Annotated in this window: 25 protein-coding genes; 12 read left to right on the top strand and 13 right to left on the bottom strand. The window is 32.5% G+C overall.

The annotated features are described in order from the left end of the window. Positions 1-455: 455 nt before the first annotated feature. Complete coding sequence (thiE, locus tag V7719_RS15195) at positions 456-1100, top strand: thiamine phosphate synthase (RefSeq protein WP_335730790.1); 645 nt, start codon at positions 456-458, stop codon at positions 1098-1100. A gap of 428 nt (positions 1101-1528) precedes the next feature. Here thiE and V7719_RS15190 read toward each other — a convergent pair whose 3' ends face one another. The 7 genes from V7719_RS15190 to V7719_RS15160 all read right to left on the bottom strand — a co-directional run bounded on the left by V7719_RS15190 (position 1529) and on the right by V7719_RS15160 (position 9115). Further along, positions 1529-2701, bottom strand: coding sequence for an alpha/beta hydrolase-fold protein (locus V7719_RS15190; RefSeq protein ID WP_335730789.1), 1173 nt, complete (start codon positions 2699-2701; stop codon positions 1529-1531). A gap of 488 nt (positions 2702-3189) precedes the next feature. Then, positions 3190-3867, bottom strand: a complete 678-nt coding sequence (locus V7719_RS15185; RefSeq protein ID WP_335730788.1) for a LytR/AlgR family response regulator transcription factor — start codon at positions 3865-3867, stop codon at positions 3190-3192. Positions 3868-3871: 4 nt separating this feature from the next. Next, entirely contained in the window at positions 3872-4918 is a 1047-nt protein-coding gene (locus V7719_RS15180) for a sensor histidine kinase (protein WP_335730787.1), read from the bottom strand. A gap of 26 nt (positions 4919-4944) precedes the next feature. Continuing rightward, positions 4945-5304 (bottom strand): cupin domain-containing protein, encoded by a 360-nt coding sequence (locus V7719_RS15175; protein ID WP_335730786.1) that lies wholly within the window; start codon positions 5302-5304, stop codon positions 4945-4947. A 4-nt stretch (positions 5305-5308) separates the two neighbouring features. Next, positions 5309-6136 (bottom strand): CPBP family intramembrane glutamic endopeptidase, encoded by an 828-nt coding sequence (locus tag V7719_RS15170; RefSeq protein WP_335730785.1) that lies wholly within the window; start codon positions 6134-6136, stop codon positions 5309-5311. Between the two features lie 45 nt (positions 6137-6181). Further along, positions 6182-6703, bottom strand: coding sequence for a hypothetical protein (locus tag V7719_RS15165; protein WP_335730784.1), 522 nt, complete (start codon positions 6701-6703; stop codon positions 6182-6184). A 294-nt stretch (positions 6704-6997) separates the two neighbouring features. Then, positions 6998-9115, bottom strand: a complete 2118-nt coding sequence (locus tag V7719_RS15160; protein ID WP_335730783.1) for a sigma 54-interacting transcriptional regulator — start codon at positions 9113-9115, stop codon at positions 6998-7000. Positions 9116-9357: 242 nt separating this feature from the next. Between V7719_RS15160 and V7719_RS15155 the strand changes: the two genes are divergently transcribed. The 9 genes from V7719_RS15155 to V7719_RS15115 all read left to right on the top strand — a co-directional run bounded on the left by V7719_RS15155 (position 9358) and on the right by V7719_RS15115 (position 16977). Next, complete coding sequence (locus tag V7719_RS15155) at positions 9358-9750, top strand: DoxX protein (RefSeq protein WP_335730782.1); 393 nt, start codon at positions 9358-9360, stop codon at positions 9748-9750. A gap of 261 nt (positions 9751-10011) precedes the next feature. After that, complete coding sequence (locus V7719_RS15150; protein WP_335730878.1) at positions 10012-10734, top strand: pirin family protein; 723 nt, start codon at positions 10012-10014, stop codon at positions 10732-10734. Positions 10735-10786: 52 nt separating this feature from the next. After that, positions 10787-11524: a hydrolase gene (locus V7719_RS15145; protein WP_335730781.1), complete on the top strand. Its 738-nt coding sequence runs from the start codon at positions 10787-10789 to the stop codon at positions 11522-11524. 61 nt (positions 11525-11585) lie between these two features. Next, positions 11586-13385: an amidohydrolase gene (locus V7719_RS15140; protein ID WP_335730780.1), complete on the top strand. Its 1800-nt coding sequence runs from the start codon at positions 11586-11588 to the stop codon at positions 13383-13385. A gap of 17 nt (positions 13386-13402) precedes the next feature. Then, positions 13403-13990, top strand: a complete 588-nt coding sequence (locus V7719_RS15135; RefSeq protein WP_335730779.1) for an FMN-dependent NADH-azoreductase — start codon at positions 13403-13405, stop codon at positions 13988-13990. 63 nt (positions 13991-14053) lie between these two features. Further along, the gene (locus V7719_RS15130) at positions 14054-14578 is read left to right on the top strand and encodes a YceI family protein (RefSeq protein ID WP_335730778.1); all 525 of its coding nucleotides are present in this window, start codon (positions 14054-14056) and stop codon (positions 14576-14578) included. Positions 14579-14670: 92 nt separating this feature from the next. Continuing rightward, positions 14671-15258 (top strand): NAD(P)H-dependent oxidoreductase, encoded by a 588-nt coding sequence (locus tag V7719_RS15125; RefSeq protein ID WP_335730777.1) that lies wholly within the window; start codon positions 14671-14673, stop codon positions 15256-15258. Then, positions 15221-15544: a YceI family protein gene (locus V7719_RS15120; RefSeq protein ID WP_335730776.1), complete on the top strand. Its 324-nt coding sequence runs from the start codon at positions 15221-15223 to the stop codon at positions 15542-15544. The genes V7719_RS15125 and V7719_RS15120 overlap by 38 nt, the downstream gene beginning before the upstream one ends. 80 nt (positions 15545-15624) lie before the next feature. Next, on the top strand, positions 15625-16977 hold the full coding sequence (locus V7719_RS15115; RefSeq protein WP_335730775.1) for an alginate export family protein: 1353 nt from the start codon (positions 15625-15627) through the stop codon (positions 16975-16977). 182 nt (positions 16978-17159) lie between these two features. On the opposite strand, the gene mddA is transcribed toward V7719_RS15115, so the two are convergent. Next, on the bottom strand, positions 17160-17912 hold the full coding sequence (mddA, locus tag V7719_RS15110; RefSeq protein ID WP_335730774.1) for a methanethiol S-methyltransferase: 753 nt from the start codon (positions 17910-17912) through the stop codon (positions 17160-17162). Positions 17913-18305: 393 nt separating this feature from the next. Here mddA and V7719_RS15105 point away from each other — a divergent pair, with 393 nt between their 5' ends. After that, the gene (locus tag V7719_RS15105; protein ID WP_335730773.1) at positions 18306-18818 is read left to right on the top strand and encodes an aspartyl protease family protein; all 513 of its coding nucleotides are present in this window, start codon (positions 18306-18308) and stop codon (positions 18816-18818) included. Positions 18819-19018: 200 nt separating this feature from the next. Here V7719_RS15105 and V7719_RS15100 read toward each other — a convergent pair whose 3' ends face one another. The 4 genes from V7719_RS15100 to V7719_RS15085 form a co-directional block, all read right to left on the bottom strand. Then, positions 19019-19441, bottom strand: a complete 423-nt coding sequence (locus V7719_RS15100; protein ID WP_335730772.1) for a cysteine peptidase family C39 domain-containing protein — start codon at positions 19439-19441, stop codon at positions 19019-19021. 47 nt (positions 19442-19488) lie between these two features. Next, positions 19489-19665 (bottom strand): hypothetical protein, encoded by a 177-nt coding sequence (locus V7719_RS15095; protein WP_335730771.1) that lies wholly within the window; start codon positions 19663-19665, stop codon positions 19489-19491. 279 nt (positions 19666-19944) lie between these two features. Next, entirely contained in the window at positions 19945-20520 is a 576-nt protein-coding gene (locus tag V7719_RS15090) for a hypothetical protein (protein WP_335730770.1), read from the bottom strand. A gap of 56 nt (positions 20521-20576) precedes the next feature. Further along, a complete protein-coding gene (locus V7719_RS15085; RefSeq protein WP_335730769.1) occupies positions 20577-23240 on the bottom strand; it encodes a phospholipase C in 2664 nt (887 codons plus the stop codon). Between the two features lie 380 nt (positions 23241-23620). Between V7719_RS15085 and V7719_RS15080 the strand changes: the two genes are divergently transcribed. After that, complete coding sequence (locus V7719_RS15080; protein ID WP_335730768.1) at positions 23621-24589, top strand: DPP IV N-terminal domain-containing protein; 969 nt, start codon at positions 23621-23623, stop codon at positions 24587-24589. 324 nt (positions 24590-24913) lie between these two features. On the opposite strand, the gene V7719_RS15075 is transcribed toward V7719_RS15080, so the two are convergent. Next, a complete protein-coding gene (locus tag V7719_RS15075) occupies positions 24914-26485 on the bottom strand; it encodes an alkaline phosphatase PhoX (protein WP_335730767.1) in 1572 nt (523 codons plus the stop codon). Between the last annotated feature and the right edge of the window lie 191 nt (positions 26486-26676).

Genomic DNA, 26676 nt, shown 5'->3' with positions numbered 1-26676 from the left:
GATTAGATAATCAATTTGATATACTAAACTATGGTAAGAGATTAGTCAATACTAAAACATACCAATTAGAGGGTACTATTAATTCCTTAAAAGTTCTATTATAATTCTTAATTAGGGAGAGTTTAATCACTAATAATAAAGTGATTAGCTTAAAGATACAAAAAAATATTTTAACCCAATTCCACATACATTACTCTTCAGTCATATATTTTATTAAATAGAAACTCGTGTAGCTCTATTGATATTAAGTGGTTTCGCCATGCTCAACTTAATCTCGCAAACTCGATGGCATTAGCATTCGTAAACTATAATTAATTACACATCTATTATTTTAAATGAATGAGTTCGTGAATGCCTTGTGTTTTTCCACCTAAAGTATTTATCTTGCCATAACTATATGTATTCTTGTTTTCAAGTGATAAAACGCCCTTATACGATAGAAAAATAGCAAAGACATGATTATACCTAAACTACACTACATATCACAAGGAAGCTCTCCAAAAGAGCATCTAGAAAACATCCAAAAAGCGTGTTCATCTGGTACAGAATTAGTGCAATTGCGGTTGAAAATCAGTTCAGAAAAAAAAATATTGAAGTTTGCCAAAGAAGCTAGAGAAATCACATCTCATTTTCAAACCCGGTTAATTATTAACGATCATTATAAAATAGCAAAAGAAGTTAAAGCAGATGGTGTGCATTTAGGACCAACAGATACCTGTCCTACTATAGCTAGAACCCATTTATATAGTTGGCAAATGATTGGCGGAACAGCAAATACCTTACAGGATTGTGAAAAATTATTAGATAAAGAAATCGATTATATTAGTTTAGGTCCTTTTAGAGAAACAACTACGAAAGATAATTTACCTCCGGTTTTAGGTTTGAAAGGTTATAGGGCGATTACAGATGTCTTAAAAACCCCAATCCCAATTATTGGTGTTGGAGGTATTACCACTGAAGATGTTGCAGCCATATTAGAGACGGGTATTTCTGGAATTGCTGTATCTGGAGAAATTACCCGCGATTTTAATATCGTAAGAACTTTTAATCAATTACTAAACGCATCTTCAACAGCAGAGCAACGACATACATTTAAATAGATTATTTGGCGTTAAGAAAATGTTCAGTGTCCATTTTTTGACTAAATACTATTTGATGGAATTAATTATGATAAAAGAAAACATCATAATTATAGTATATAGTCGCATTCCACACACATTACTCAACCATAATTTTTGTTTAAATCTGAAATTGTGAACCTGACATTTTCAGTTCGCACTACGCTCCTATCACCGTTTATTCATTATCCCTTATTTATTAAATGGGTTTATCCTGTTAGTGACCCTATTTATAACACAGATGGTACGTTAGAGAACTGTAGATTAATAATTCGCCATTTTAAAATACCAAGAATAGTTTTCGGAATGAAAAAGAAAGATAATAATATATAAATAGTAAAGGAGCTAATTCGTTTCATATACAAACGGCTTAGCTCCTAATTATGCTTTAGAAATAAATATAATCTAGATTAGTTTGTTTCGAGCTTTTCTTGAATACGTTTTAACTGTCTTGAAAAATAATCCGTATCAGGAGAGGCTTGTTTTTTAGATAAACTTACTGCTGTTTGATGCGCTTCCAGAGCACTTTTATTATCATTATTAGCTTCATAAGCATCGCCTAAAGCCTTGTGAGCAATAGCAGACTGAGGATTATTTTTTACGTTTTCTTGGAATAAATTGATTGCCATATCAGTTTTACCATTATCGAGTAATACGTAAGCAACACGCCTTAATGTTCTATTAGGAATTTCTTTAGAAATTTGATACTTGTCAGCTCTGTTAGAATAATAGGTTTTAAGAGCATTCATTCCGCCACGATTTTTGTAATCCTCATAGCTACTGAATCTTAGAGAACGATAATCGGCAAACACTTTAGATAAACCTTCATACATCGTAAGATATGGTGTGGTCATATGTATTTGGTCTTCTATAAAATTATATTTCCAATCTAATGTTTTTGGCGCTTCATTTTTTAAAATCTCTACAAACGTATTAAGTGCATCTGTTGCGCGCTCACCTTCAGCTACCTTATCTGTTAATGTAAAATAAAGTGATTTATTTAGTGCCTTTTCTGCCTTAAACAATTCATTAAACTTACCAAGTAATTCAGAATCAAAAATTTGAATTACAGGACTTGCTGCAATATAATTATCAAATAATGAAGATTCTGTTGCCAAATAATTTAAGACAAATGCACCAGCCATAGAATGGCCAAAAATGGTTTTATGATTTGTAGTGCGATAGTTGTTTTCAACAAACGGTATCACTTCATCTTTAATATACTGTTTAAATTTATCTCTAGCTCTGCCTAAATCTCTTCCTCTTGTCCCTTGATTATTAGGAATAGCAACAATAATTAATTCTGGAATTATTTCATTTTCAGACAAAAGTGTAACCGCATTCGTTGCATGTTGAAAGTGATTGTCACCGTCTAATACATAAATTACAGAATATTTCTTTTCTGAGCTTTCATAATTGCTTGGGAGATGAATTAATAAACTACGTTCTTCATTTAAAATTGAAGATTGCATTTTATAACGATTTCCTATTTCTAAAGAGATAGGTTCTGCAACTGTTTTTTGCTGCCCCTGTATCGAAACACAAAGCAACATTAGTGCTAAAATTGTAATTTTTGTTTTCATTTTTGTTGATTAGTTTTCATCAAATATATTCAACTAAATAAGCATTTATTACAGGTAAACTACAATTATCATTTCTTTAACATCAAATAATAAATCTATGTTAAATCTGTTTTTATTTTGAGATAGATTGATAACCTAAATTCTAAAACATCTAGACCTCTGAGCTTTATGTTCAGACTATTTGTTATTTACTAAAAACTCATTTCGCAAACAATACGCATTCTAGCCTATTGTTTAAATCTGAAATCGTGAACCTCAGGCGTTCAGTTCGCACTGCGCTCCTATCGCCGTTTATTCAATATCCCTTATTTTATTAAATAGTAATTCATGAATCTTGTATGATCTAACAATACATAAAGATGTGAGTAAAAATAAAGCACTACACATGTGGTATATGTAGTATTCAAATTGAAGTTTTCTTTTTTGATTTTTATCAATTGTATCTCAAAAATTGATACTCAATCAATTCTTTAAACTAGCAAATTATTTTATGTGAATTGCCCTAAAACATCTTTTCGCATGCGTACACTTATTGGGATTTTATGATTTCCGATTACGATTAGATTTCCCACAATTTTATCCACTTGACTTTTAGAGATAATAAACGATTTATGGGTTTGAATAAAGTTTGATGAAGGCAGATTATCTTTTAATTCTTTAAGCGTTGTATGTGCCACTATTGTATCATTTGTGGTAATGATTTTCATATAATTTTGCATGGCTTCAATATATAAAATATCATTAATTAGTACTTTTTTCAATACATTATTACTTTTCACAAAAAACAAATCGTAATTATCAATATTGTTAGAGAATCTAAGGACTTTATTAACGGCTTGCAAAAAACGTTCGAAGGATATGGGTTTTACCAAATAGTCCAAAACTTCAAAAGAAAAACTTTCTAAGGCATACTCTGTATACGCTGTGGTCATAACTACAAGCGGCGATTTGTCAAGTGTTTTTAACCAATCTATACCAGATATTATGGGCATGTTTATATCCAAAAAAATGAGATCTATGTCATTATTATGTAAATGCTCATTAGCTTGTAATGCATTTTTGCATAAAGCAACAATGTTTAGAAATGAAAGGTTATCACAGTAGGTTTTTAAACCTTCTCTGGCTAGTGGTTCGTCATCTATGATTAAACAATTTAGCTGTTTCATTCTATTATAAATGTAGTTCTAAATGTACTGAAAATAGTCCATTTTGAGTTGTAATATCTAACTGATGATGGCTGGGATATAGCAAAGCCAATCTTCGTTTTACATTTTTTAGACCTAAGCCACCAGCAACTTCATTAGTTGGTTTAATATCGTAAGAGTTATTAACTTTTAAGATTAACATGTTTTCATCTTCCTCTATGCTGATATCAATGACGTTGTCAGAACTTTTTGAATGATTACTACAATGTTTAAAGGCGTTTTCAATGAACGGAATTAATAATAATGGTACAATTTGTTTTTGAGAATTATCGTAATTGATTGCATAGGATAGGCTGATGTCCTCCCCTTTTCTTACCCCTTCTATTTTTATGTACTGCTTAAGATTTTCTAGTTCTTTTATAACAGAAATATATTTTGTATTACTCTCGTATAATTGATATCGCAACAAATCTGAAAATTGTAATAAGGTCTTTTTAGCCTTTGGGTCGTCTTTACCGATCAAATGATAGACGCTATTAATGGCATTAAACAAAAAATGTGGATTCAATTGCGCACGTAAATATTTTAATTCAGCTTCACGAGTTTCTAATAATAAGTTGCTTTTTGATTTTTCAGATTTAAAATATTCAAATTGAAACCGATATAAAAAACCAACCAAGCTATAAAATAGGTGAGCAAGTGTATTAAGAAAGAGGAATATGAAGAATAAGTCTTCTGGATGTTCTTTTTTTATTGAATCGAGTTCTAAAGTGTCTGCCAATTGCAGATCAAATAGTGTTTCAATAATAGTTACAACAGCTAAAAGCAGTATCGTGTTTACCCAGAACCGTTTATTTTTGTGCTGTATAAAATACTTTGGAACCAACCAAAACACTTGGATGTAAAATATACATGCATTAAAAAACAAACCATAGCCATAGGCTATTGGTAATCCACCATTAACGTTATCAAAGCCGCTCCAAGAGATTTCACTTTGTGTAATGAATATATAGCTGAGTATCCAAAACAACAGATGAGCAGAAATGAGAAAAGGAATCTTTAATTTAGACATGTATCAAAAAAATTAAATATGGTAATTTAGTATAACTGCTGCTGAATACTTTTTGTTATTTCGGTGTCAACAGTTCCGGTATGTGCAGTTGTTTTTTGCTCAATCAACATAATTTTACATTCCTTTTGTGAGGAAACCCTATGACTAATTCCTTTTTTTACTATGAATAAATCGCCGGGATTCATTGTAAAGCTCTCCTCATTTTCAATTTCAAATAAGAGACTTCCTTCAACAATATAAAATAATTCGTCCTCCTTTTCATGAGTATGCCAAGGTACTTTATCTCCTTTTATCGAGACTGCTTTCACATACACATCGTTTACTTCTCCAATAACCTTTGGTGAAAAATAGGTATTAATATCCTTAAATTTTTCTTTTAAATTCATAACATTATGACAGTTTAATAGTACTAGATAAATCTATTTTTTCTTGAACACTTTTAAGGCTGATTTTACGTATAATAAATAAGCCAACAACAAATAAAGGTAAAACTATCAACATAGTGCCAATTGCCTGCCCAATGTCTTGTTGTTCAATTTGTCCCGACATTGCGTTATCGTCCAATAAGGTATTAATACTAAAGACTATATTGATAAGACCATGTAATATAGCTAAAGGGATTAACTTATTGGTTTTTAATAAAATAGCTCCAAAAGAAACCCCTATAAAAAAGGCGTATACTGCTTGTGAAATTGAAGCAGCTATATTGGACATATCTAAATTTACTAAATGTAATCCTCCAAAAAGTGCTGCAGGAAGAAAGATACCTATTAAAATGCCATATTTTCTATGGCCATATTTCTTTAAAAAGACCGATTGAAGAATACCTCTAAAAATAAACTCTTCAACAAATCCAACCGAAAGCATTGAAACTGATAACAAAATCACATCAATAGCCGAAATGCTTGATAAATCCGTGTCCAAAAGAGAGAATACACCTATGACTACTAAGTACATAGGAATTAAAATTAAATACTTCTTTTGAAATTTTATATTCTTGCTCAATCCAGAGAGTGCAACAAGCTTTAGTTTTTTAATGGCGAATAGAACCAGAATAAGAATAATCGAATTTTTTATTATTCTTATAATATTATCGGCTTGTTGGCTAGATAAATCAAAGTTATCAAGCACTGAAATCAAAGGGAATTTTAGGATTCCTAAAAATAGAATTAAAGTGATAGCTGCTATGACAAATGGATTGTTTTTTGATATTTTCATTTCGATATTAGATTAAAAATTTAAACTCCTTTTTCTATTCCTGAATTATTGATTTAAAACAAAAAGATCGGCTGCTACAAATGGACATTTTTCAAGCTGCTCCATGTTCATAGACCATGTGACACTTGTTAGTTTCCATGAATCGTTAACTAAAATCAAAGACCAATATTCAACTCCCCAATTTTGTATCACGGATTTAGAATTGAAAGAATAATCAAAAGAGATGGTTGCAAAGTCTCCCCTTACATCAATGTTGACATTATAAAATTTTTCTTCATCGCCATCGTTTAAATTTTTATAAAAACTCTTGGGGTCACTAGATTGAAATGTAAAATCAGGTCTTTGTTTTAGAACATGAGTCTTTGTCTTCCCCGTAACAATTGCTCCCCAAGTAATAGAATCGTTCAAAAATAAATTGTCAAACTTTTCTTCGTCATTATGGTTGATTATTGTAGTTCTGAAATCTTCTACAATTTGTTTTAATACCTGATTATGTTGTTTTGAAACCTGTGATTGCGCCATGGATGACAGCAATACGGCTATAAATACTATTTTTACTTTCTTCATTTTAATATTAAGTTTGATGTGTATTACATTTGTTGATAATACAAAGAAAGAGTATAACTTAACCGAAGACTATTTTTTTTGACCACCGTAACTATTTTGTTGATAAGTGTAAAGGAACGTTATACAATCTAAAAAAATACATGAGAATAATTGCATAACAAATAGGTCAACCCATTCATTACATAGTACTCCTCACGCTTTTAATTTATTAAATAGGAAGTCGTGAACGCGATGTCATTAACAGTGCTGGCGACACTATCAAGATAAAATTCTATAGGCCGTTTATAAATTTATTTATCGCTTTAGACCTACTTGTTTTTCAATACCTAGACGTTTCATTTTGGCAAAAAGAGTTTTGTCTTTCATATTAAGTATGGTAGCAGCTCCTTTATTTCCACTAACGCGCCAATTAGTGTAGTTAAGTGTTTTTATAATATAATCGCGTTGCATAGCTTCAAAAGACTTAAAATCATCTGCAGAAACTAACACATCTGTATTTGGTATCCATTGCCCTGGGTTTAAAGTTGTGCCACTTTCAACAATGACAGCACGTTCAATTAAATTTTCTAATTCTCTAATATTTCCTGGAAAACTGTAGGCCATTAAGGCAGTAATCGTTTTTTTTGATAGCCGCTTAAATGCCTTTCCAGCCTTAGCGGAATATTTCTCTAAAAAATATTGAGCTAACAAAGGAATGTCTTCTTTTCGAGCGCGTAAGGGTATATTGTATATAGGGAAAACATTCAAGCGATAATACAAATCTTCTCTAAAAGCCCCTTCTTTTATCATTTCCTCAAGATTTCTATTAGTAGCAGCTATGACCCTAACATCTACCTTTATCGTTTTAGTGCCACCCAATTCATCAAACTCTCCTTCTTGTAATACACGCAAAAGTTTTGATTGTAAATCTATTGGCATCTCACCTATTTCATCTAAGAATATGGTTCCGCCATCTGCTAAAGAAAATTTCCCAACCTTATCTGCTATCGCACCAGTAAATGCTCCTTTTTTATGTCCGAATAACTCGCTTTCTATAAGTTCTTTTGGTAAGGTAGCACAATTGATTTTTATTAGAGGTCTGTCTTTTCTTAAACTATTCGTATGCAATGCACTTGCTAATAATTCTTTACCGGTTCCAGATTCACCTGTTATTAAAACGGTGGTTTCGGTTGGGGCTACTTGATTAACTTGTTCTAAAACCTTTTCATAAGCATCACTACGGCATATTATATTATCAGCATTAATCTTACTACTTATTTCCTCTTGTAAATATTCGTTTTCGTTTTCAAGACGTTCTTTCAACGATTTAATTTCCTCTAAGGCTTCATAGAGCTTTAAATCACGTATTTTTCTTTCGGTGACATCTCTAACAACTGCACAATTATAATCTTCATTGTTATAGCGCAAATGGTTTGCAGTAATATCTACAGGGAACTTTGTGCCATCTTTACGTATAACTAACCATTCAAACCGCAAAGATCCTTTGGTTACAATTTCATCAAAATGGGAAGCCCACCACTCTGGCGTTACACCTGGATCTAAATCGTATATGTTATAGGTGTCTAAATGTTTATTACTAAACCCTAACTGTTTTATCAAGGAATTGCTATAGTGTATGATATCACCATTTCTGTTGTATACATAAATCATGTCCTCAGCATTGTCAATTATTTCCTTGTACAGTTGCAAAGCGTTTTCTTTAGTCTTTTGCTGAGTAACATCCTGATATACCCCAACTATTTTATAAACCTTATCTCCTTTTAGTACTGGCTTAGCTGAAGCTCTAATATAGCGAGGTGGATTTTCTTTAGTCTCTAAAATTTCATCGTATGAAGATGCTTTTCTCATAACACCTCTAAACAGGTTCTTTACTTTTTCGGAATCTTTAAAATAATGTAAGATTTTAGCAGGTGTTAAATCATCTGTGTCTTCAGTATTAAATATTTTTAAAGCCTCAGTTGTGGCTAGTAGTGAACCATCTTGTAGGTTCAATTTCCAACCACCTACATGAGCAATGGTTTGCGTATGATCCATTAAGTTTTTATAAAAACTGGACTGACTAATGTCATTTACTATTGCACAGACTAGTTTTTTTCCATTATTTGAGAAAAATTGGGCAATAACTTCAACTTCATAAAATTTTCCAGTCTTGTTTTTATGCGTTCCTTTAAAACTATGAACCTTATTTTTCTTTACGATTTCCCAATGACTTTTCCAACTTTCTGATGTCACAGTAGAATTAATATCGAATACTGAAAGCTTTACAACCTCTGACTTCTTGTAGCCTAAACGGTCACAAAACTTGGTGTTAGCATATACAATGTTTCCGTCTTCATTCATCCACATGACTTCATATGGTAAGGCTTCAACCAGCCATTCTTTTACTAACGATTCTTGCTTGTCTTGATTCATGTTTCTTAAAGTTAAAGTGTAAAAATAACTAAAAAATTCTCATATAATAGAAAATTCTAATTTATGAGAAGGATATTTTTTGGCACAACCTATTTAAGTTGTTATGATTCAGCGAGTTAGATGATTGGCACGAGATTAGCCTATAGTATGCCAAACGAGATTATAATTAATAAACAATCAATTATAAATCAAAACAAGTATAACCGTCAATAATGACACAAATTAAATTAAAGCTAAAAACAATGAAAACCACACAAAACATTTTAAGATTCTTTTTTGGGATATTTCTACTAACCTTCGGCCTAAATGGATTTTTACACTTCATGCCTATACCTGAAATGACCCCAGAAGGCGGTGAATTCATAGGAGCACTTATTAAAGCGGGTTACATTATGCCTATCGTTGCCATATTGCAAATTGTTATTGGCCTATTGCTAATAGTCAATAAATATGTACCACTCGCATTGGTTGTTATTTTTCCAATACTATTGAATGCATTTCTACTCCATTTAGTTTTAGACATTGGTGGTATTAGTGGCGCTTTAATCGCAATCACTTTAAATGTATTCCTATGCATATCATATAAAGAAAACTATATGACACTACTTAAAAGCAAATCCAGAGTAGAAATATAAAAATACAGAAAAACATTTTTTTTGACACCTACTATTTAAGCACTTGTTTTTCATCCAGTGCTATGTTGGACAAAAGGTTCAGCCCATAATAGACCAAACGAAACTACAATGAAACGTAAAGAATTTTTAAAAAAAACAATCGCAGGTAGTTCGCTATCAATTTTAGGCGTAGCAGGTTTAGCCAACATTAGTAAGGCTGAAGCAAAAACTAAAAATGAACAACTCGGTTATAATCATTTACCTAATAAAGAATATAAAACTATGAATACAGTACTTCACAAAGCAGACACAAGAGGTGATGCTAACCACGGATGGTTGCAATCTAAACACAGCTTCAGTTTTGCTAATTACCACAATCCAGAAAGAATGAACTTTGGTGTTTTGCGTGTATTAAACGATGATATTGTTGCACCAGGTATGGGCTTCGGTACGCATGCACACCAAAATATGGAAATTATCTCAATCCCTATGGAAGGTGATTTAGAACATAAAGATAGTATGGACAATGTTGCCGTTATAAAATCGGGTGACATTCAAGTATTAAGTTCAGGAACTGGAATCACACATTCCGAATACAATATAGATAAAGAAAAGCAGGTGAAATTTCTTCAAATATGGGTGTTCCCTAATACGCAGAATGTAACACCTCGTTACGATCAAATTTCTTTGAATGTGGCTGATCGCAATAATAAGTTTCAGCAGGTCGTATCACCTAACCCTGAAGATTCGGGTGTTTGGATTCATCAAAATGCTTGGTTTAATATGACCAACCTTTCTGAAGGAAAAAAACTGACTTATCAATTAAACAATCCAGAAAAAAACGGCGTGTATGTCTTTGTACTTAATGGCAATGCAACAATCAATAATCAACCCTTAAATAAAAGAGATGGTTTTGGTGTATGGGATATCGAAGAATTAGACATCAAAGCTGATAGTGATACAGAACTCCTTTTAATGGAAATTCCAATGAATAACAATAATTAATAAAAAATAGTAACCGTCAATATTGACACAAATTAAATTAAACATTAAAATTATGAACACAGTAAAATTAACATTCGCATTTATTCTAGCATTAACAATGAACGTTTTTGCTCAAAACCCAAACAATGATCCAAGTTTAGCAGCCAAATCCCTTTTGGATGCAGATGATCACGTACTTATAATGATTGATCACGAAGGTCAAATGGCTTTATCTGTACAATCAATAGACATTCAAACCTTACGTAACAATGTAGGTTTGGTAGCAGGTACCTCTAAACTATTCGAAGTCTCAACAATTATAACTACAGTAGCAGAACGGTCTTTTAGTGGGCCTGTATTCCCTGAAATTAGAGAGTACTATAGTGATGAAACTAAGTATATAGATAGAACAACTATGAATTCTTGGGAAGACAAAAGAATTGTAGAAGCCGTTAAGAAAACAGGCAAAAAACGTATCGTACTTGCAGGTCTTTGGACAGAGATTTGTGTGACACTTCCAGCATTATCAGCTTTAGAAGATGGCTATGAAGTCTATGTTATTACAGATGCTAGTGGCGGCGTGTCTAAAGAAGCTCACGATATGGCTGTAGCTCGTATGATTCAAGTTGGTATTGTACCAATTACGTCTATGCAGTACTTATTAGAGTTACATAGAGACTGGGCTAGAGCAGGTAAATATGTAGAGGTTACCAATTTAGCTAAAAGATATGGTGGTGCTTATGGATTAGGTATCGATTACATCTCAACCATGAGAGAATGGGATAAAGAAGGTGGAGATAAAAAACACTAATTAATTAATAGGAAAGCGCTCTACTTCTAATGAAGTGGAGCGTTTTTAAAAAACAGATACCATGAAACAATTTATACTACTTTTTATTTTTGCCTTAGCATTAGTGTCTTGTAAGCAAGAAACTAAAAGCAATTTAGAGACAGCAGACCTAATTGTTGCCAATGCAAAGGTGGCAGTTATGGATACTGACAAAACAATTACAGAAGCTATCGCTGTAAAGAATGGCAAAGTAATAGCTACTGGATCAACCCAAGAGATTCTAAAGCTAAAAAATGAAAACACAAAAATCATTGATGCAAAAGGAAGAACACTAATACCTGGTTTAAATGATTCTCATTTACATTTAACCAGAGGCGGTCGCTTCTTTAATGCTGAATTACGCTGGGATGGTGTAAAATCATTGAGAACAGCATTACAAATGCTAAAAGAGCAAGCTGCAAGAACACCTAAAGGACAATGGGTAAGGGTCATTGGAGGATGGAGTCCATTTCAATTTGAAGAAAAACGCTTTCCTACACCACAAGAAATTAACGAAGCTACTGGAGATGTTCCAACCTATATCTTGTATTTATATAGTAGAGCTTGGTTAAATCAGGCAGGATTAGATGTTTTAGGTATCGATGAAAATACGAAAGCACCTAAAGGAAGCACCTTCGAAAAGGGAGCGAACGGAAAATTAACAGGTGTCTTATTGGCCGAACCTAATCCAAGTATTTTATATGCTCGCATTGGTGCGTTACCAGCTTTGTCTGAAGATGAGATGGTAAACTCTACAAAACAGTTTTATAGAGAGTTAAATAGTCTAGGAATCACCAGCGGAATTGACGCAGGTGGTGGTGGACATAAATTTCCTAAAAATTACACAGGCACTAAATTATTAGCAGATGCAGGCGAAATGCCAATACGTCTCTCCTATTATTTATTTCCACAAAACAAAGGGGCAGAATATGCGGAGTTCCAAGACTGGATGGCTAATAATAAAGTAGGTCACAATGGAGAAATTCATTTAGATCACGGTTATGAGTTAGAAGGTGGTGGTGAATTTTTAGCCTGGAGCGCAGGAGATTTTGAAAACTTTCTCGCACCACAACCACTATTGGAAGACAGGCCTACTTGGAGAGATGATTTTAAGAAAATCATTCGCCTTCACGTAGATAACGGTTGGCCATTTAGAATACACGCTACTTATGGCGAAACCATTGCCAATATGTTGGATGTTATTGAAGAAATAAACAAAGAGACGAATGGCAAGTTAGCTTCAGAACGTTGGATGTTTGACCATGCTGAAACAGTTACAGAAAACGAATTAAAACGTATTAAAGCACTTAATGGTGGTATTGCAATTCAAGCTCGTATGGCATATGCAGGTGAATTTTTTGTAGAACGATATGGTGCAGATAAGGCCAAACAAGCACCACCAGTTAAAAAAATAATGGAAATGGGGATTCCTCTTGGAGCTGGTACAGATGGTACACGTGTAGCAAGTTATAATCCTTGGCCAGCATTGTATTGGTTAATCTCTGGTAAAACAGTAGGCGGTTTACAATTGAGCGAAGCATCAAACCTTTTATCTCGTGAAGAAGCACTTTATCTATACACAAAAGGAAGTGCCTGGGTATCAAAAGAAGAAGATGTAAAAGGAACTCTAGAAAAAGGGATGTATGCGGATTTCACCATTCTTTCTGAAGATTATTTCACCATACCTGAAAAACAAATTAACAATTTAAAAGCAGTGCTTACAGTCGTTGGCGGTACGGTTGTGTATGGAGACGAAGAATATCAATTTATGAATCCGCAACTACCAGAAGTTATCCCTAACTGGTCACCAGTTAAATATTATGGCGGTTATCAACATAAATAAATCTAAAATAAAACAAAATGAATATATTAAAAATTAACTCGAGCAGCAATCGCAAGACTTCAACTAGTCGAAAATACGTAGATGAAATTATCGCGAAAATTCAATCCCAAGGCTCTGATTTAGAAGTAACAGAAAGAGACGTTGCCTATTCAGAATTACCTTTTATTGATGAAAGTTTTCTAAATGCGCTTTTCGTAAAAGGAGAGAGAACTCCAGAACAACAAGACGCTTTGTGTCTTTCTGATACCTTGGTTGATGAGTTAGTCAAAGCTGATTACATTGTAATAGGTTCACCCATTTATAACTTTTCAATACCGGCTTCTCTAAAAGCATATTTTGATTTGGTTGCTAGGGCTGGGCGTACATTTCAGTATACAGAAAATGGTCCAGTAGGATTGTTAAAAGACAAGAAAGTGTTTGTCGTAATCTCTAGTGGTGGAACTGCTATTGGAAGTGCTATAGATTTCTCTTCAAAATACATTATTCACTTTCTATCCTTCTTAGGAATTACGGATGTAGAAATCATATCCTTAGATCAATTGATGATTAAACAAGAGGAAACAATTAAACAGGTAGAACACAAAATAGAACAAATAGAAATATAGCCCTTAATAATTTTGGCTATAGAAATAAGTAAATCAAATAATAATTTTTAAATAATAAACAAAATGGAAACAATAGTAAAAACAAAATGGAACATTGACCCAACGCACTCAGAAATCGGTTTTAAAGTAAAACATATGATGATTTCTACGGTAACAGGTCACTTTGAAAATTTCAATGCAACAGTTGAAACTGAAAATGAAAACTTCAATGCTGCTGAAATCAGCTTTACAGCACAAACAAATTCTATCAATACAAAAAATAGTGATAGAGATGCCCACTTAAAATCAGACGATTTCTTCAATGCAGAATCATATCCAGAATTGAACTTTAAGTCTAAGTCATTCGATGGCAGTACGCTAATTGGAGATTTAACTATTAGAGACATTACTAAAGAGGTTTCTTTAGATGTTGATTTTAATGGTATCGCAGTAGATCCTTATGGTCAGACCAAAGCAGGTTTTGAAGTCACAGGCAGTATTAATAGAAAAGACTTCAATCTTACTTGGAATGCAATAACAGAAGCTGGTAGTATCGTAGTAAGTGATACTATCAAATTAATTGTTGACCTACAATTTATTAAAGAATAGTTTGGTTGATTAGTAGTGTTAATTAGGGCTGATGAGGTTTTTCATTAGCCCTATTTTCTAAACATAAAATCTTGTAAAATGAACTAATAATTATGAAAAATATTTTAATAATAAACGGATGGCATAATTTCGCAAATTCAAAAGGGGAATTCAATAAATCTTTATTTGATATGAGCGTAGATTTTTTTAATGAATCAAATAATTATGCTCTTAAAGTGACGGAAATAAATAAAGATTACCAAGTTGAGGAAGAAGTTCTAAAATTTACTTGGGCAGATGTTATTATTTATCACACACCAATTTGGTGGTTTTCTATACCTTTTAAATTCAAAAAATATTTTGATGAAGTTTTAACTTCAGGATATAGAAATGGACTTTGGAATAGTGATGGAAGGAGTTCTGAAAACCCTGAAGTCAATTATGGAACTGACGGACAATTGAGAGGTAAGAAATATGTGTTAACAACAAGTTGGAATGCGCCTAAAGGTGCATTTACAGGCTCAAATGAATTTTTTAATGGGCTTAATCCTGATGAAGGAGTTTTGTCTGGGTTTCATGGAATGAATAGATATTTAGGTCTGAATTTAATTCAATCATTGCAATTCTTTGATATTGAAAAAAATGCTGATGTTAATCAAGAGTTTGAAAAGTATAAATTATTTCTTGACCGTGGTTTTTAATGCAGACTTATATCCAGAAATGATTTTTAATTCAACATCTTTTGATGGTAGCTCATTAGTTGGAGATTTAAGAATTAGAGATATCACAAAAGAAATTTCTTTAGATGTAGACTTTAATGGTGTTGCGGTAGACCCTTATGGTCAAACCAAAGCAGGATTTGAAATAACTGGAGGCATTAATAGAAAAGACTTCAATCTTACTTGGAATGCAGTAACAGAGGCTGGTAGCATAGTCGTAAGTGATACCATCAAATTAATTGTTGACTTGCAATTTATAAAAGCATAGTTTTTGGTTGGTTGATAGTGTTAATTGGAGCTGATGATACTTTTCATTGGCCCAATTTTAAAAATATAAAATTCACAAAAATGAAAACTAAAATAATTTTAGCATTACTAGGTTTAGTGAGTAGTATTGGGGTATCCCAAAACACACCTATCACATTTAGCCTTTTAAGACAATATGATAAGGTAGATACTTTAAAGAATAATAAATCAAAAAATACATACCAAAATTTTAAAAATATCCCTATATCAGAACACACAAACTTATCATTTGGTGGTAGTTGGCGTTTTCAATATGAATCTTTTAGTAATGAACAATTTCAAAATATTCCAGATCAGAACAATCTTTGGTATCTAAATAGAGTAATGCTACACGCACATCTAAAAGTTAAGGATAAATTTCAATTATTTACAGAGGTTAGCAGCAGTTCTATTGGGGGTAAAGACAATCAAAGCCCTGTAGATAAAGACGAATTAGCAATTAATCAATTGTTTATTAAATATAAGTTTAATGACCATTGGAGCATTGGTGTTGGAAGAGAAAATTTAATATTAGGGAGTAACCGTTTAGTCGATTTGAGAGAAGGTCCTAATGTTAGGCGCGCATTTGATTTGACACAAGTCAATTACCATAGCAACAACTTTTCAGCAAAAGCCTTTTTTGCGATACCGGTAAAACCAAATCCCTATGTTTTCGATAACGACTTTTTAGAATTTGATGAAACACTTTCCGCATTATATACAACCATATCTTTTAACAAATCTAATTATTTAGATGCCTATGTATTTTATCAAAAAGATGATAATGTAAACTATAATAATGCTCAAGGTAATGAAAGACGAACCTCTTTAGGCTTTCGTTATTTTGGCAACTATAAATCCTTAAGATTCAATAATGAGGCAGTATATCAGTTTGGCGATATTGAAAATCAAAGTATCCAGGCTTGGACATTATCTGTGCAATTAGAAAATAGTACAAAACTGGGAAATCATCTTTATAATATAGGTGTGAAATCTGAAATGATTAGCGGAGACAAAAACCAAAATGACAATAGGCTTAACACTTTTGATGCTTTATATCCAAGTGGTGCTTATTTTGGCAGGGTAGCACGTTTTGGACCATCTAATCTAATAGATCTACATCCCTACATTAACACCAAATTCAAAAAACTTTTTATTGAATTTGACTATGATGTATTTTGGAGATATTCGCTAAACGATGGTGTTTATAACGCTGCTTTACTGTTAGAATATCCAAATACAAACAATCAAAGGTTTATTGGGCAGCAAATCGGTACTATTGTAGGCTATAAACTAAACAAACATATAAACCTCGAATTTGAAAGTAACATTATTTTTCCAGGGGCGTTTTTAAAACAATCCAATCAAGGCGATACCTTATATCACTTTGTATTTACAACAGAAATAAAATTTTAAAACACACATAAATATGCTTTTGACCTTTAGAGAGTTAAACATAAATTCTATGCCAATTAAAGGTGTCATCAGAAGAATATGATAAGCTTTTAAATCCAAAGGAAAAAGAGCACACGGCCACAGTTATAAAGAGTTTTGGGTATCGCGCTAGTGGTTCAAAAGATTGTCTATAACCCGACCTCTCATTTGTTCTCTCCTTTTCTTCCGAATTTCAAAAATGGAAACAACATTGGTACACGTTTTTGGTAACTCACATAAGCATCACCCAATTCATTTCTAAGATCACGCTCTTCATAGTATTTAACCGCTACAATAATGTATAAAGTAGTCATTGCTGCAAAAAGTAAATGGCCTTGAGTCATTTCAGGAGTTGCCCAAAAAGCTATGATAAATCCAGTCATAATAGGATGTCTGACGAACTTGTAAAAAAAGTGTTCTTTAAACTTTAAGCCTGTTGGAGGCTTGCTTTTCAATTTATTATACACCTGATCTAATCCGAATAAATGAAAATGATTGATCATAAATGTTGATAGTAAAACAATACCCCATCCTATCCAAAATATGATATTGATAATAAGGGCGTAAGTTTCGCCTTCAATATTCCAGACTTGAGTAGTCATTGGTTGCCATTTCCAAAAAATAAGGAATAACAACAGGCTTGTCAGTAATACAAACGTACTTCGTTCCATAGCCTCAGGAATAACCTTAATCCATTTTTTCTTAAAGCCTGGCCGTGCCATAATACTATGCTGAATAGCAAATAAGCTTAATAATACCAGATTTATGGCAATGGAAATAGTCATTCCAGACGCTTCGCCTGAATCAATTGATTTTGGTACAATAAAATTACCTACAAATCCAATGGCATACAAAAATGAGGCTAGGAATACAACATACGCAAGTATTCCATAAAGAAAAATTAGTGCTTTATTCATTTGTTTATTAGTTAGTTAGTTCTTATCAAGATACATAATAAAAATAATATTAAATTATCAAGGCCATATTTGTAGTTAGTTATTGTCCAAACATTATCTACAATATTTTTCTAGGGTATTCTCCGTTTTTGATGATTTCTATTATGTCTATGACACCAAATTCTTGTGAAACTTGATAGTTCTTTTGCAGAACGCATCCCTATTTCAAGATCTAAACATACCAAAACACCAAGGCTTTTAGTAGAATAGCAACATTAAAAAACTCTATTCACCACAAAAGGCCCATACACCACATTTAATAATTTATTTCCATCAAATCATCCCATTGTCTACATAATTATATGCGGTCTCCATGGCTAATATATATTTGACGAAATAGAAAAAGGAAAGATCATGACAACATATAAATTATTTAAAGCGAATAAATTATTTTTTATTTTTCTATTGGTCATACCAAACACAATAATAAATGCACAAGACGAAATATCATTTAGAACAAATAAGGGCATACCAATTCTAAAATTAGAATTAAATGGTAAACATGCCTATTTCGTTTTAGATACTGGAGCTAGTTCATCATTAATCGATAATTCAGTGAAGAAACATTATGGGTTTACTACTAGAAATGTTAATAATGCTTTTTCCAATGACACTGTGTTAGGTATTGGAGGAATCAAAGAGCTGGAGCAAGCATATAATGTTTTACTAACCATAAAAGGAAAAAAAATAAAACCCATAGATTTTAAATCTACTAACTTGTCCATATTAAGAGGGTCTTTAAATGTTGTGGGAATTATTGGGAGTGACTTTTTAATTGAACATGGCTATTCAATTGACTTTGAAAGAAATGTACTTGTAAGAATTATTCCGCAATTAGATGAGGATAAGCTAAAAACATGCATGTAGTTTTTTATTACCAAAAAATTGATTTTATAAAAAGGAGGTGAGTGATGCTAAGTTATCCCGAACCCAATTCGGGACAGACTATTACGCAAGTACATTATAATACGGATCCAAATTATTTTGATAATAGCGTTTATTAGAGGTCTCTAACTTCATATGGAGGTAGGTTGGCTTGGTTTTAATAGAAAAAAAGACTCATAATACTACTGATTTCTTTTTGGTTTTACAACCAACAAGTAACCTGTCCAATACGAGCAAAATTCAACCCGAGATTGTCTACGAACTCCTTTATTACGATCTGAAACTACAACAGCATTATTGTCCCATTTGTGCAGTACAACAAAATGATTTAGAGGTTCCCCAACAGTTGCCATATGTGCAATGGCGGGTAAAGGAATGCTACCAATAGCATCATAAGACCCTTTCATGCCTTTTGCGGAGAAACCGATACTTTCGGCTGCGTTCAAAAGGGATAGGAGATTTATTCCAAGTTTATCGATAAATACGAGACCTTTTATCTCTTTGTATGTAGTTGAGAAACCGTAGTATTTAGCCATCGACTCCAGCGCTAATATCCCACAGTTGTTTCGATCTTCTCGCCTTAAGAAGTTAGGTAAGCGGAACATATCGTTTATTTAATTTATATAAGAAAAACTTGTCATAATAATTATTTTCAACCACTTCCAACATCGTGTTTACCTTTAACAGAAACTGATTTTTTGGTGACTCTTACATGTTTTACAACCCATTTTGCAGCTTTCTTAAACCAACTCTTAAGTCCGCCACCAAATACTGTCCGTAGTTCATTTTGGTCAACAATTTCCATATGATCTAATTCTTGTTTCATCATAATTAAGTTTTATATACTATTAAATAATAATGCGATGGCTACATAAAAGCCATAAAAGAGCTATTAGATAAAGGGAAGTACAACAATATACAAAAAGAATAAATAAAATAAGTGCTTTTGAGTTGATATTTTTACGATTTTATACTGGTTAACATCACGAAGTGAGGGTGTTAGCCAATTAAAAATAATAGTCATGAGGCATTGTGACAAAGCCAGCCAAATCATAGTTTTAGTCCTCTGTACAATCTTCTATTATGATTTTCCTATCAATCAATTGATTCAATAAGGTGTATAATTAATCTGGCATTTTAATTCTTTAGAATATCGCAAAATATTATAAGCCTTATTGACATCTAAACCGTTAGATAATTTAAATTCAGGGACGCTAAACGATAGATTTCCTGAGATATTCATGCCTGGTTCTATCCATTGACTTGGTAGCCTTTTTGTTTGAAATTCGAGTCCTTTACTAGTTGGACGAAAATTTTCTTCTCCTGATGTATTCTGATTTGAAGAAAGATACAAATGAAATTTTCGAGCATCAATGTAAATAGGTTCCATGCAATCATTTTGAATATGTATTACGACATGATGCCAAAGAAAACGATCTTTGACTGATGGTTTAGAAGCCCACACACCTCCAGGATTTGGACCGAGGATTAAAGAGCGACTTATTAAGTGTGATTCTATTTTAATTATAGGCTCACTCGTTATAAGTTCTTCCTTATGAACAGGTTGGTCTTTTTTATTAAAGAGTATTCCCTGTAGACCACCTAGTAATAAACCGCCTAATACTAAGGTCGTAATTCCAATTCCTAATGCGCGTATCGTACTATTTTTGCTTTTTTCTTTCATCAATAATGTAAATTTCAATAATTACTAAACATAAAATTTGTTTTTCAAATAAAACACTATTTTGGAATTGCAAAATTTTGTAAGACACTATGAAATTCAGTGCCACCAGAATCTACAACGTGCTCATCAATACTTTCAATAAATGTTGTGGTATTAGATGGATTTATAGGATCTATTATTTTAGGTGCATTTACTGGAACATCCTTAGATAACAATGGACCTAAATGATTAGCTTGCTTTACTCGTTCTCCATATTCATCTGGAATAATTCCATTATTAAATTTGGCTAAAATTGTTTTAATTATTGAAGTATGGTCAAAAATAATGTTAGATGGAGTTGCTTCTCCCCAAGGTGAAATTACAAAGGCAGGAACTCGTGGACCATAAAATCCTGGACCATCTTTATGAATTTTTGGAATACTATTCTCTACTTCTGCAGAAGCTTTTGTTCCTGGAGGAGCAACATGATCGTAAAATCCTCCATGTTCATCGTAAGTAATAATAAACATAGTTTTTTCCCATTGTGGAGAGCTTGCCAATGCATTATACACATCTCTTATAAAGTCTTGACCTTTTTCAACATTTGCTGGTGGATGGTCATCATTTGCTGATTTTTGTGGAGGTAAATCAACAAAATTTGGATCTAAGAAAGTTACTTGTGGCAAATTTCCATTTTCGGCAAGTGAGAAAAACACCTCATTGGATGCATATTCATTTCTAGCATCATTTTCCTTATAAAGAGGAAGAATATTTTTATCATCAAGACGATACTTGTCAAACATTCGCAGTGCAGTGATATCTTGTTCAAAGAAAGCCCAAGAAATATTATTGGCTGTTAAGGTATCAAAGATTGTGGTATCCTTTAGGTAACCTAATCGAGGATCACTCCCATCAAAATTGTCTAATTCTGGAATTTTCCCAGTATATGTACAAATACGATTAGGAAAAGTAGGACCTGGATGCGAACAAAACCATTTATTACATACAGTATATTCTTTTGCTAGAAAATCGTAAACCTTTAATTTTTCTTCATTATAATAACCCATTCCAAATAATGGGTTTATTTCAGGGAATCTCCCCATAAAATCAGTTAAGAACCCTTGCATTGTGCCATCTGCCATCTGATCCAACACATGTTGATGCTCATGATGTGGACTAAAACGAAAGGTTTTATCTTTTAAAGGTTGTTGTTTAACTGGATTTTGAGTAATTGGATTTATATTACTTTCATTCCCTGTTATTCCATCAATAGCAGCATTACCATTTACTGTAAGAAATCCTAACATATGATCAAATGATCTATTTTCCATCATTAGAACCACAATATGATCAATCTTATCTAAATTATTTAAACTTGAAGTGCCGTCAATAGGGTCTGTAGCACCAGTTGGATTTACTGGATTTGTTCCGACAGCAGTAGCTACTGTGGCTCCAGTAAATGTGATTTTTGGTTTAATAAATCCACCAGAAATTCCATTTCCATTTCCTCCAGGTTGTCCACCAGTTCCGCCAACTGTATCAACAAAAACGCCAGCATTTTCATCTAAAAAAATATCTACTCCAGGAATGTTGAATTTGGGTTTTTTAAAATGTTTAACTATATAATCTTTGTCATCTGCTGTAATACCCCAGAAGATATCACCTCTCTGCGCTAACTCCATAAACCCTTTAGTGAGGTATTTGGAAATCTCTCTTTTAACACTTAAAGGGTGTAATGACAAAAATATTTCACTTCGTATTTTGGTTTCAATATCCTTGAGCTCAAAAAACGGGATGGACTCTTCTCCTTTTACTTTCACATCAATAGAAATCAATGGACTTACCACATTCCCATCTCCTTCATTAGAAGAGCTTTGCATAACATTTAAAATAAAACCTAATTTTATATTAATATTGCTGATGTTAGCATTAAATAATGGAATTCCAATCTCAATATCACTGTCAAAATTAAATTCAATTTCTATTTTTGGCCGAACTGGTAATTCAGGATGATTAGGAGGAATTTGATTTGCTAAAATTATAAATTCATTTAATTTGAATTTTTCTACACTAAATATAGCCGAGTCAGGAAATTTAATTTCTTTTGAAATCGAGCCATTTACAAGGTGTTCAAAATCTTTATCTACAAAAAGATTTCCAGTTCCCTTTCTAGCAAATACTTGTAGTCCCAGAGAAAGAAGTAACGTATTAAATGTTCTATTTAATAATCGACGAGGTATACGTGTTTCCTTAATTTCAACTTTATTAAATGGAAAACGAAGTTGCGCTTTACATTTAGAATTTTCTTGAGTAACATTAGTAAAAGTACATTTCCATTTTCGTTTCTCAAGTGATTTTGAAATTGGAAACTCAAGGAAATTTTTTGGAATTTCATTAAAAATTGGGTTTGAACTCACAAAAAAATCTTCAGTTGTCTTAGTGAATGTAGTATTAGAAATTGGTTCAATTATATCTATTCTAATTCCTCCCAAAACCTTTGTTGTTGGACCATCTGTTGGTCCATTATTACCTAAAGGATCAAAAACCAAGAATTCTTCAAATGTTGGTTTTTGGGTATTAAATGGCGTGTTGTTTTTAAAAATAATTTCAATGTTAATTGTCCTATCCGCACGAACTCTACAAACTCCTTCTAATGGTTTAAATTCAATAAAAAAACTTTCATTAGGAGCTAGAAATGGAGACTTACTTTCAATTTGGTGTAGTGTTTTAACTTCTGCCATGACCTATATTATTTTATGGATTGCTTAATAGGATTAGAAATAACATTTTTCTAATCATTCTTATTTGCTATTAATACAAGGCAGGGATTGTGTTGATTTACAACATGTTATAAAGATAGTGAAATTTATATTAATCTTTTGAACTAAATAAAGAAATAAGTTAGCTTATCCCATTCTATACACATTCTTACTTCGATTACACACGATATAGGCTAACATAAAAGTGTCTTACTCCTCTTTTACCATTGAGAGTTTATGAAGCCTTGTAAATTATGTCTCAACTTATACATTGATACTTTCTACGAGCGATACTTGCTTTAATAGTAGGCTCGTACATATATATTTGAATTTAACTTTTAATTACTAAAACAAGGATTCAAATGAAAACAAACAAATTAACACTACTTCTCATTGCAGTAATAATGCTTAACAATATTATTAGTGCACAACCAAGTTCAATGAAAACAAATGATGCAACCGATAAAATATATTTCACACTCCGTGAAAAAGATGATCAGAATGCACGCATCGTATATTATGATGGAAAGAACCTCAAGGATTTTAAGGTAAAAGAAGGCAAAAGTTCACGTGGTGAAAATCAACCTGCATTATCAAAAGACGGTAAAAATATTGCATTCAATACCTATCATTTTAGCGGATGGAAAACAGCATTTTCAAAGACCGATGGAACTAATATTAAGCAAATAGATAATTCTAAAAATTATGCCTTCACGCCTAGTTTTTCTAACGATGGTAAATGGATTGTTTATACAGCACATTCTGATGGTAGATTTGGCAAAAGAGAAATTTATAAAATAGCAACTAAAGGCGGAGAAACAAAACGGTTAACAAGTAAAGCTAGAAACAATTACTCGCCTTCTTTTTCTCCTGATGGTAAAAAAATCGCTTTTATTTCTACACGCAATGCCGGGATTTATGAAATTTTTTTAATGAATAGTGATGGCTCTAATCAAGTCAACTTCACTAATTATCCTAATAATCATGATTCCTGTCCGTCATGGTCACCAGATGGTAAAAAAATAGCTTTTTTATCACTCAGAGGAAATTTTTTAAATTTATATGTCATGAATGCTGATGGAAGCGGATTAAAAAATCTCACCGATAATCAACTCAAAAGCACCAAAGCAGAGTTCGTTCAGACTTTAGGTACTGTGGATCAATTTTCATACATGTATGGTACGAGTTGGTCACCTGACGGGAAATCAATAGTTTTCGTTCAGAAGGACAATGACATACAGAAACTTTACACTATTAATAGTGATGGCTCAGGTCTTAAAAAACTGGTAGAAACAAAAGGGAATCAATACAATCCACATTGGGCGAAGTAGCTCTTTATTCTGAACTATCATATGATAAAGAAAAGAGGCAAATGGACCTATTGCTTTTTCTAATCGACAAGGGAGATTCGCGAACACCTATATAAAAAATATAAGCCAGGTGATTAAAGCAAAGTTATCCCGAACCCAATTCGGGACAGACTATTACGCAAGTACATTATAATACAAATGTTATCATTTGGTTTATTTGAGAGGAAGCCATTTAATAGTTCTAATTCTATATACAAGTAAAATAGATTTATGTGTTGGATTCTATGTATAGTACTATTCTATTTACTTGTATATGTATTTATAGAGTTGAGATCAATTCTAAGATTATTTAATAATTATCTTAGTGATTGTTTTATTGTTTATTTTAAAAAGATATAATCCAGAATTAATATTTTTAAGATCTAATTCTACTTCATTTAAATTATTATAGTCAACATCCAATAATTTTTCACCTAGAATAGAGTAGAGCTTTATATTATTAATTTGACGCCCTTTAATCATCAAATTTCTAGAAGGATTTAACGGATTTGGAAAAATCCTAAATTTGTTTAAAGTCTCCGTATCTACAGATAAAGAAGTTCCTAAGTTTTCAGATAAAGCAATGACTAATGTTGTTCCTAAATTAAAGTCAATTTCATTACCTGCGGCATCCATCTGATTAGCATTGTTGGTTGGATTTGGATGTTGAATAGACATAAATAAATATTTGTAATCTGGAGTAAACGTAATACCAGTGGGTTCAGAATCTAAGGGGACAATTCCAAAAATTTCAACATCTGGACTGGCTTGCGTATGTCCGTTTTTTACAACCCAGATAAAACTATTTCCGCTGTCTTGAAATACCCACAAGTTCCCATCGCCATCAAAAGCCAAATTATCATTGCCATTGGACCATGCAACAGCTGTTGTACTTGTTCCATCGTTTATATTATAACTATCACCTCCCCCTACAAAAGTCTCCATAGTTACAGTCGAAGGTGTGGTTTCTAATACATCAGAATCAGAAAATCGATATACAGTACCTTCTCCTTTTACAGCAAAATAAACATATCCATCGGGTCCAATTTCAACGTCTTCAATACCATCAAATACAGTAGCATTAACTCCCGCTGCTCCACTTTGAATTAAAGTACTATTCTGTTCAGCTTGATTTGAGTTATTTAAAGAAATCCAGGCTCCAGTTCCATTTTTAAGACCATTAAAAACATAAAGGCTCCCACTACTTAAATCTTCAGGGCTACCTGCTACAAATTTATATAAATAGCCTGGATTTGAGTCGGCACCTTGATAGACTGTACGATTATTGGAGTGTATAGTTACATTCTCATGAGCAAAGTTGCCCATTTCATAATGTTTACCCAGTACTGTTTTCGTAGCAGGGTCAATTTCTATATTCCACCCAAGATCATTATAGCCGTTAAATGGAGGAAATGTATCAGGAATACTAACTTCTTCACATGTTATAACGGTTCCCCATGATGTTACAGTACCAGAACAATTAGCTGCTGTACCTCCAACAGCAGAAAAATCAAGATCTTCAGAACTCGTTGTTTCCCATAGTCCAGATGTACTATTATAATTAATATCAAAAACCATAACGCCTCCGCCTCCATCTGTAAGAGAGCTTCCTTCGGAATTAATACTTAAATAACCATTGATGCTACTGTTAGCAATGGGCACATAACCTGTGAAATCTGGCTTAGGTTTAAATATTCCTCCTTGTGTTAATGGATCGCCAACTTTAGCTATCGTCTGAAAAGTATGACTAGACGCCATTATAAATTGATCGCTCTGTGTGTTTGGGGTTACCGAAGTGAAGTTACCAATATTTTGAGATTGGACAGAAACGAAAAAGGTTAAGATACAGGGCAGTATAGTAATTTTTAATAGTTTCATAATTTCTATTTTTAAAATTAATATTAAAAAGTGTATCCATTAAAAATGGTATTATTATAAAAATACTAAATTTATTTCAAAAAAAAGCATTTAACTTTTTGATTTTTAGACATTTGAAAACAATAAGTCATCTATTTATATAATTCCAAATACTTTTCCTACATCGTCTTAAGTTTCAGTTGCAATGCCTT

Origin of the sequence: Psychroserpens sp., assembly GCF_036960315.1 — a bacterium.
GTDB lineage: Bacteria > Bacteroidota > Bacteroidia > Flavobacteriales > Flavobacteriaceae > Psychroserpens.
This window is presented reverse-complemented; position numbering and strand designations above follow the sequence as displayed.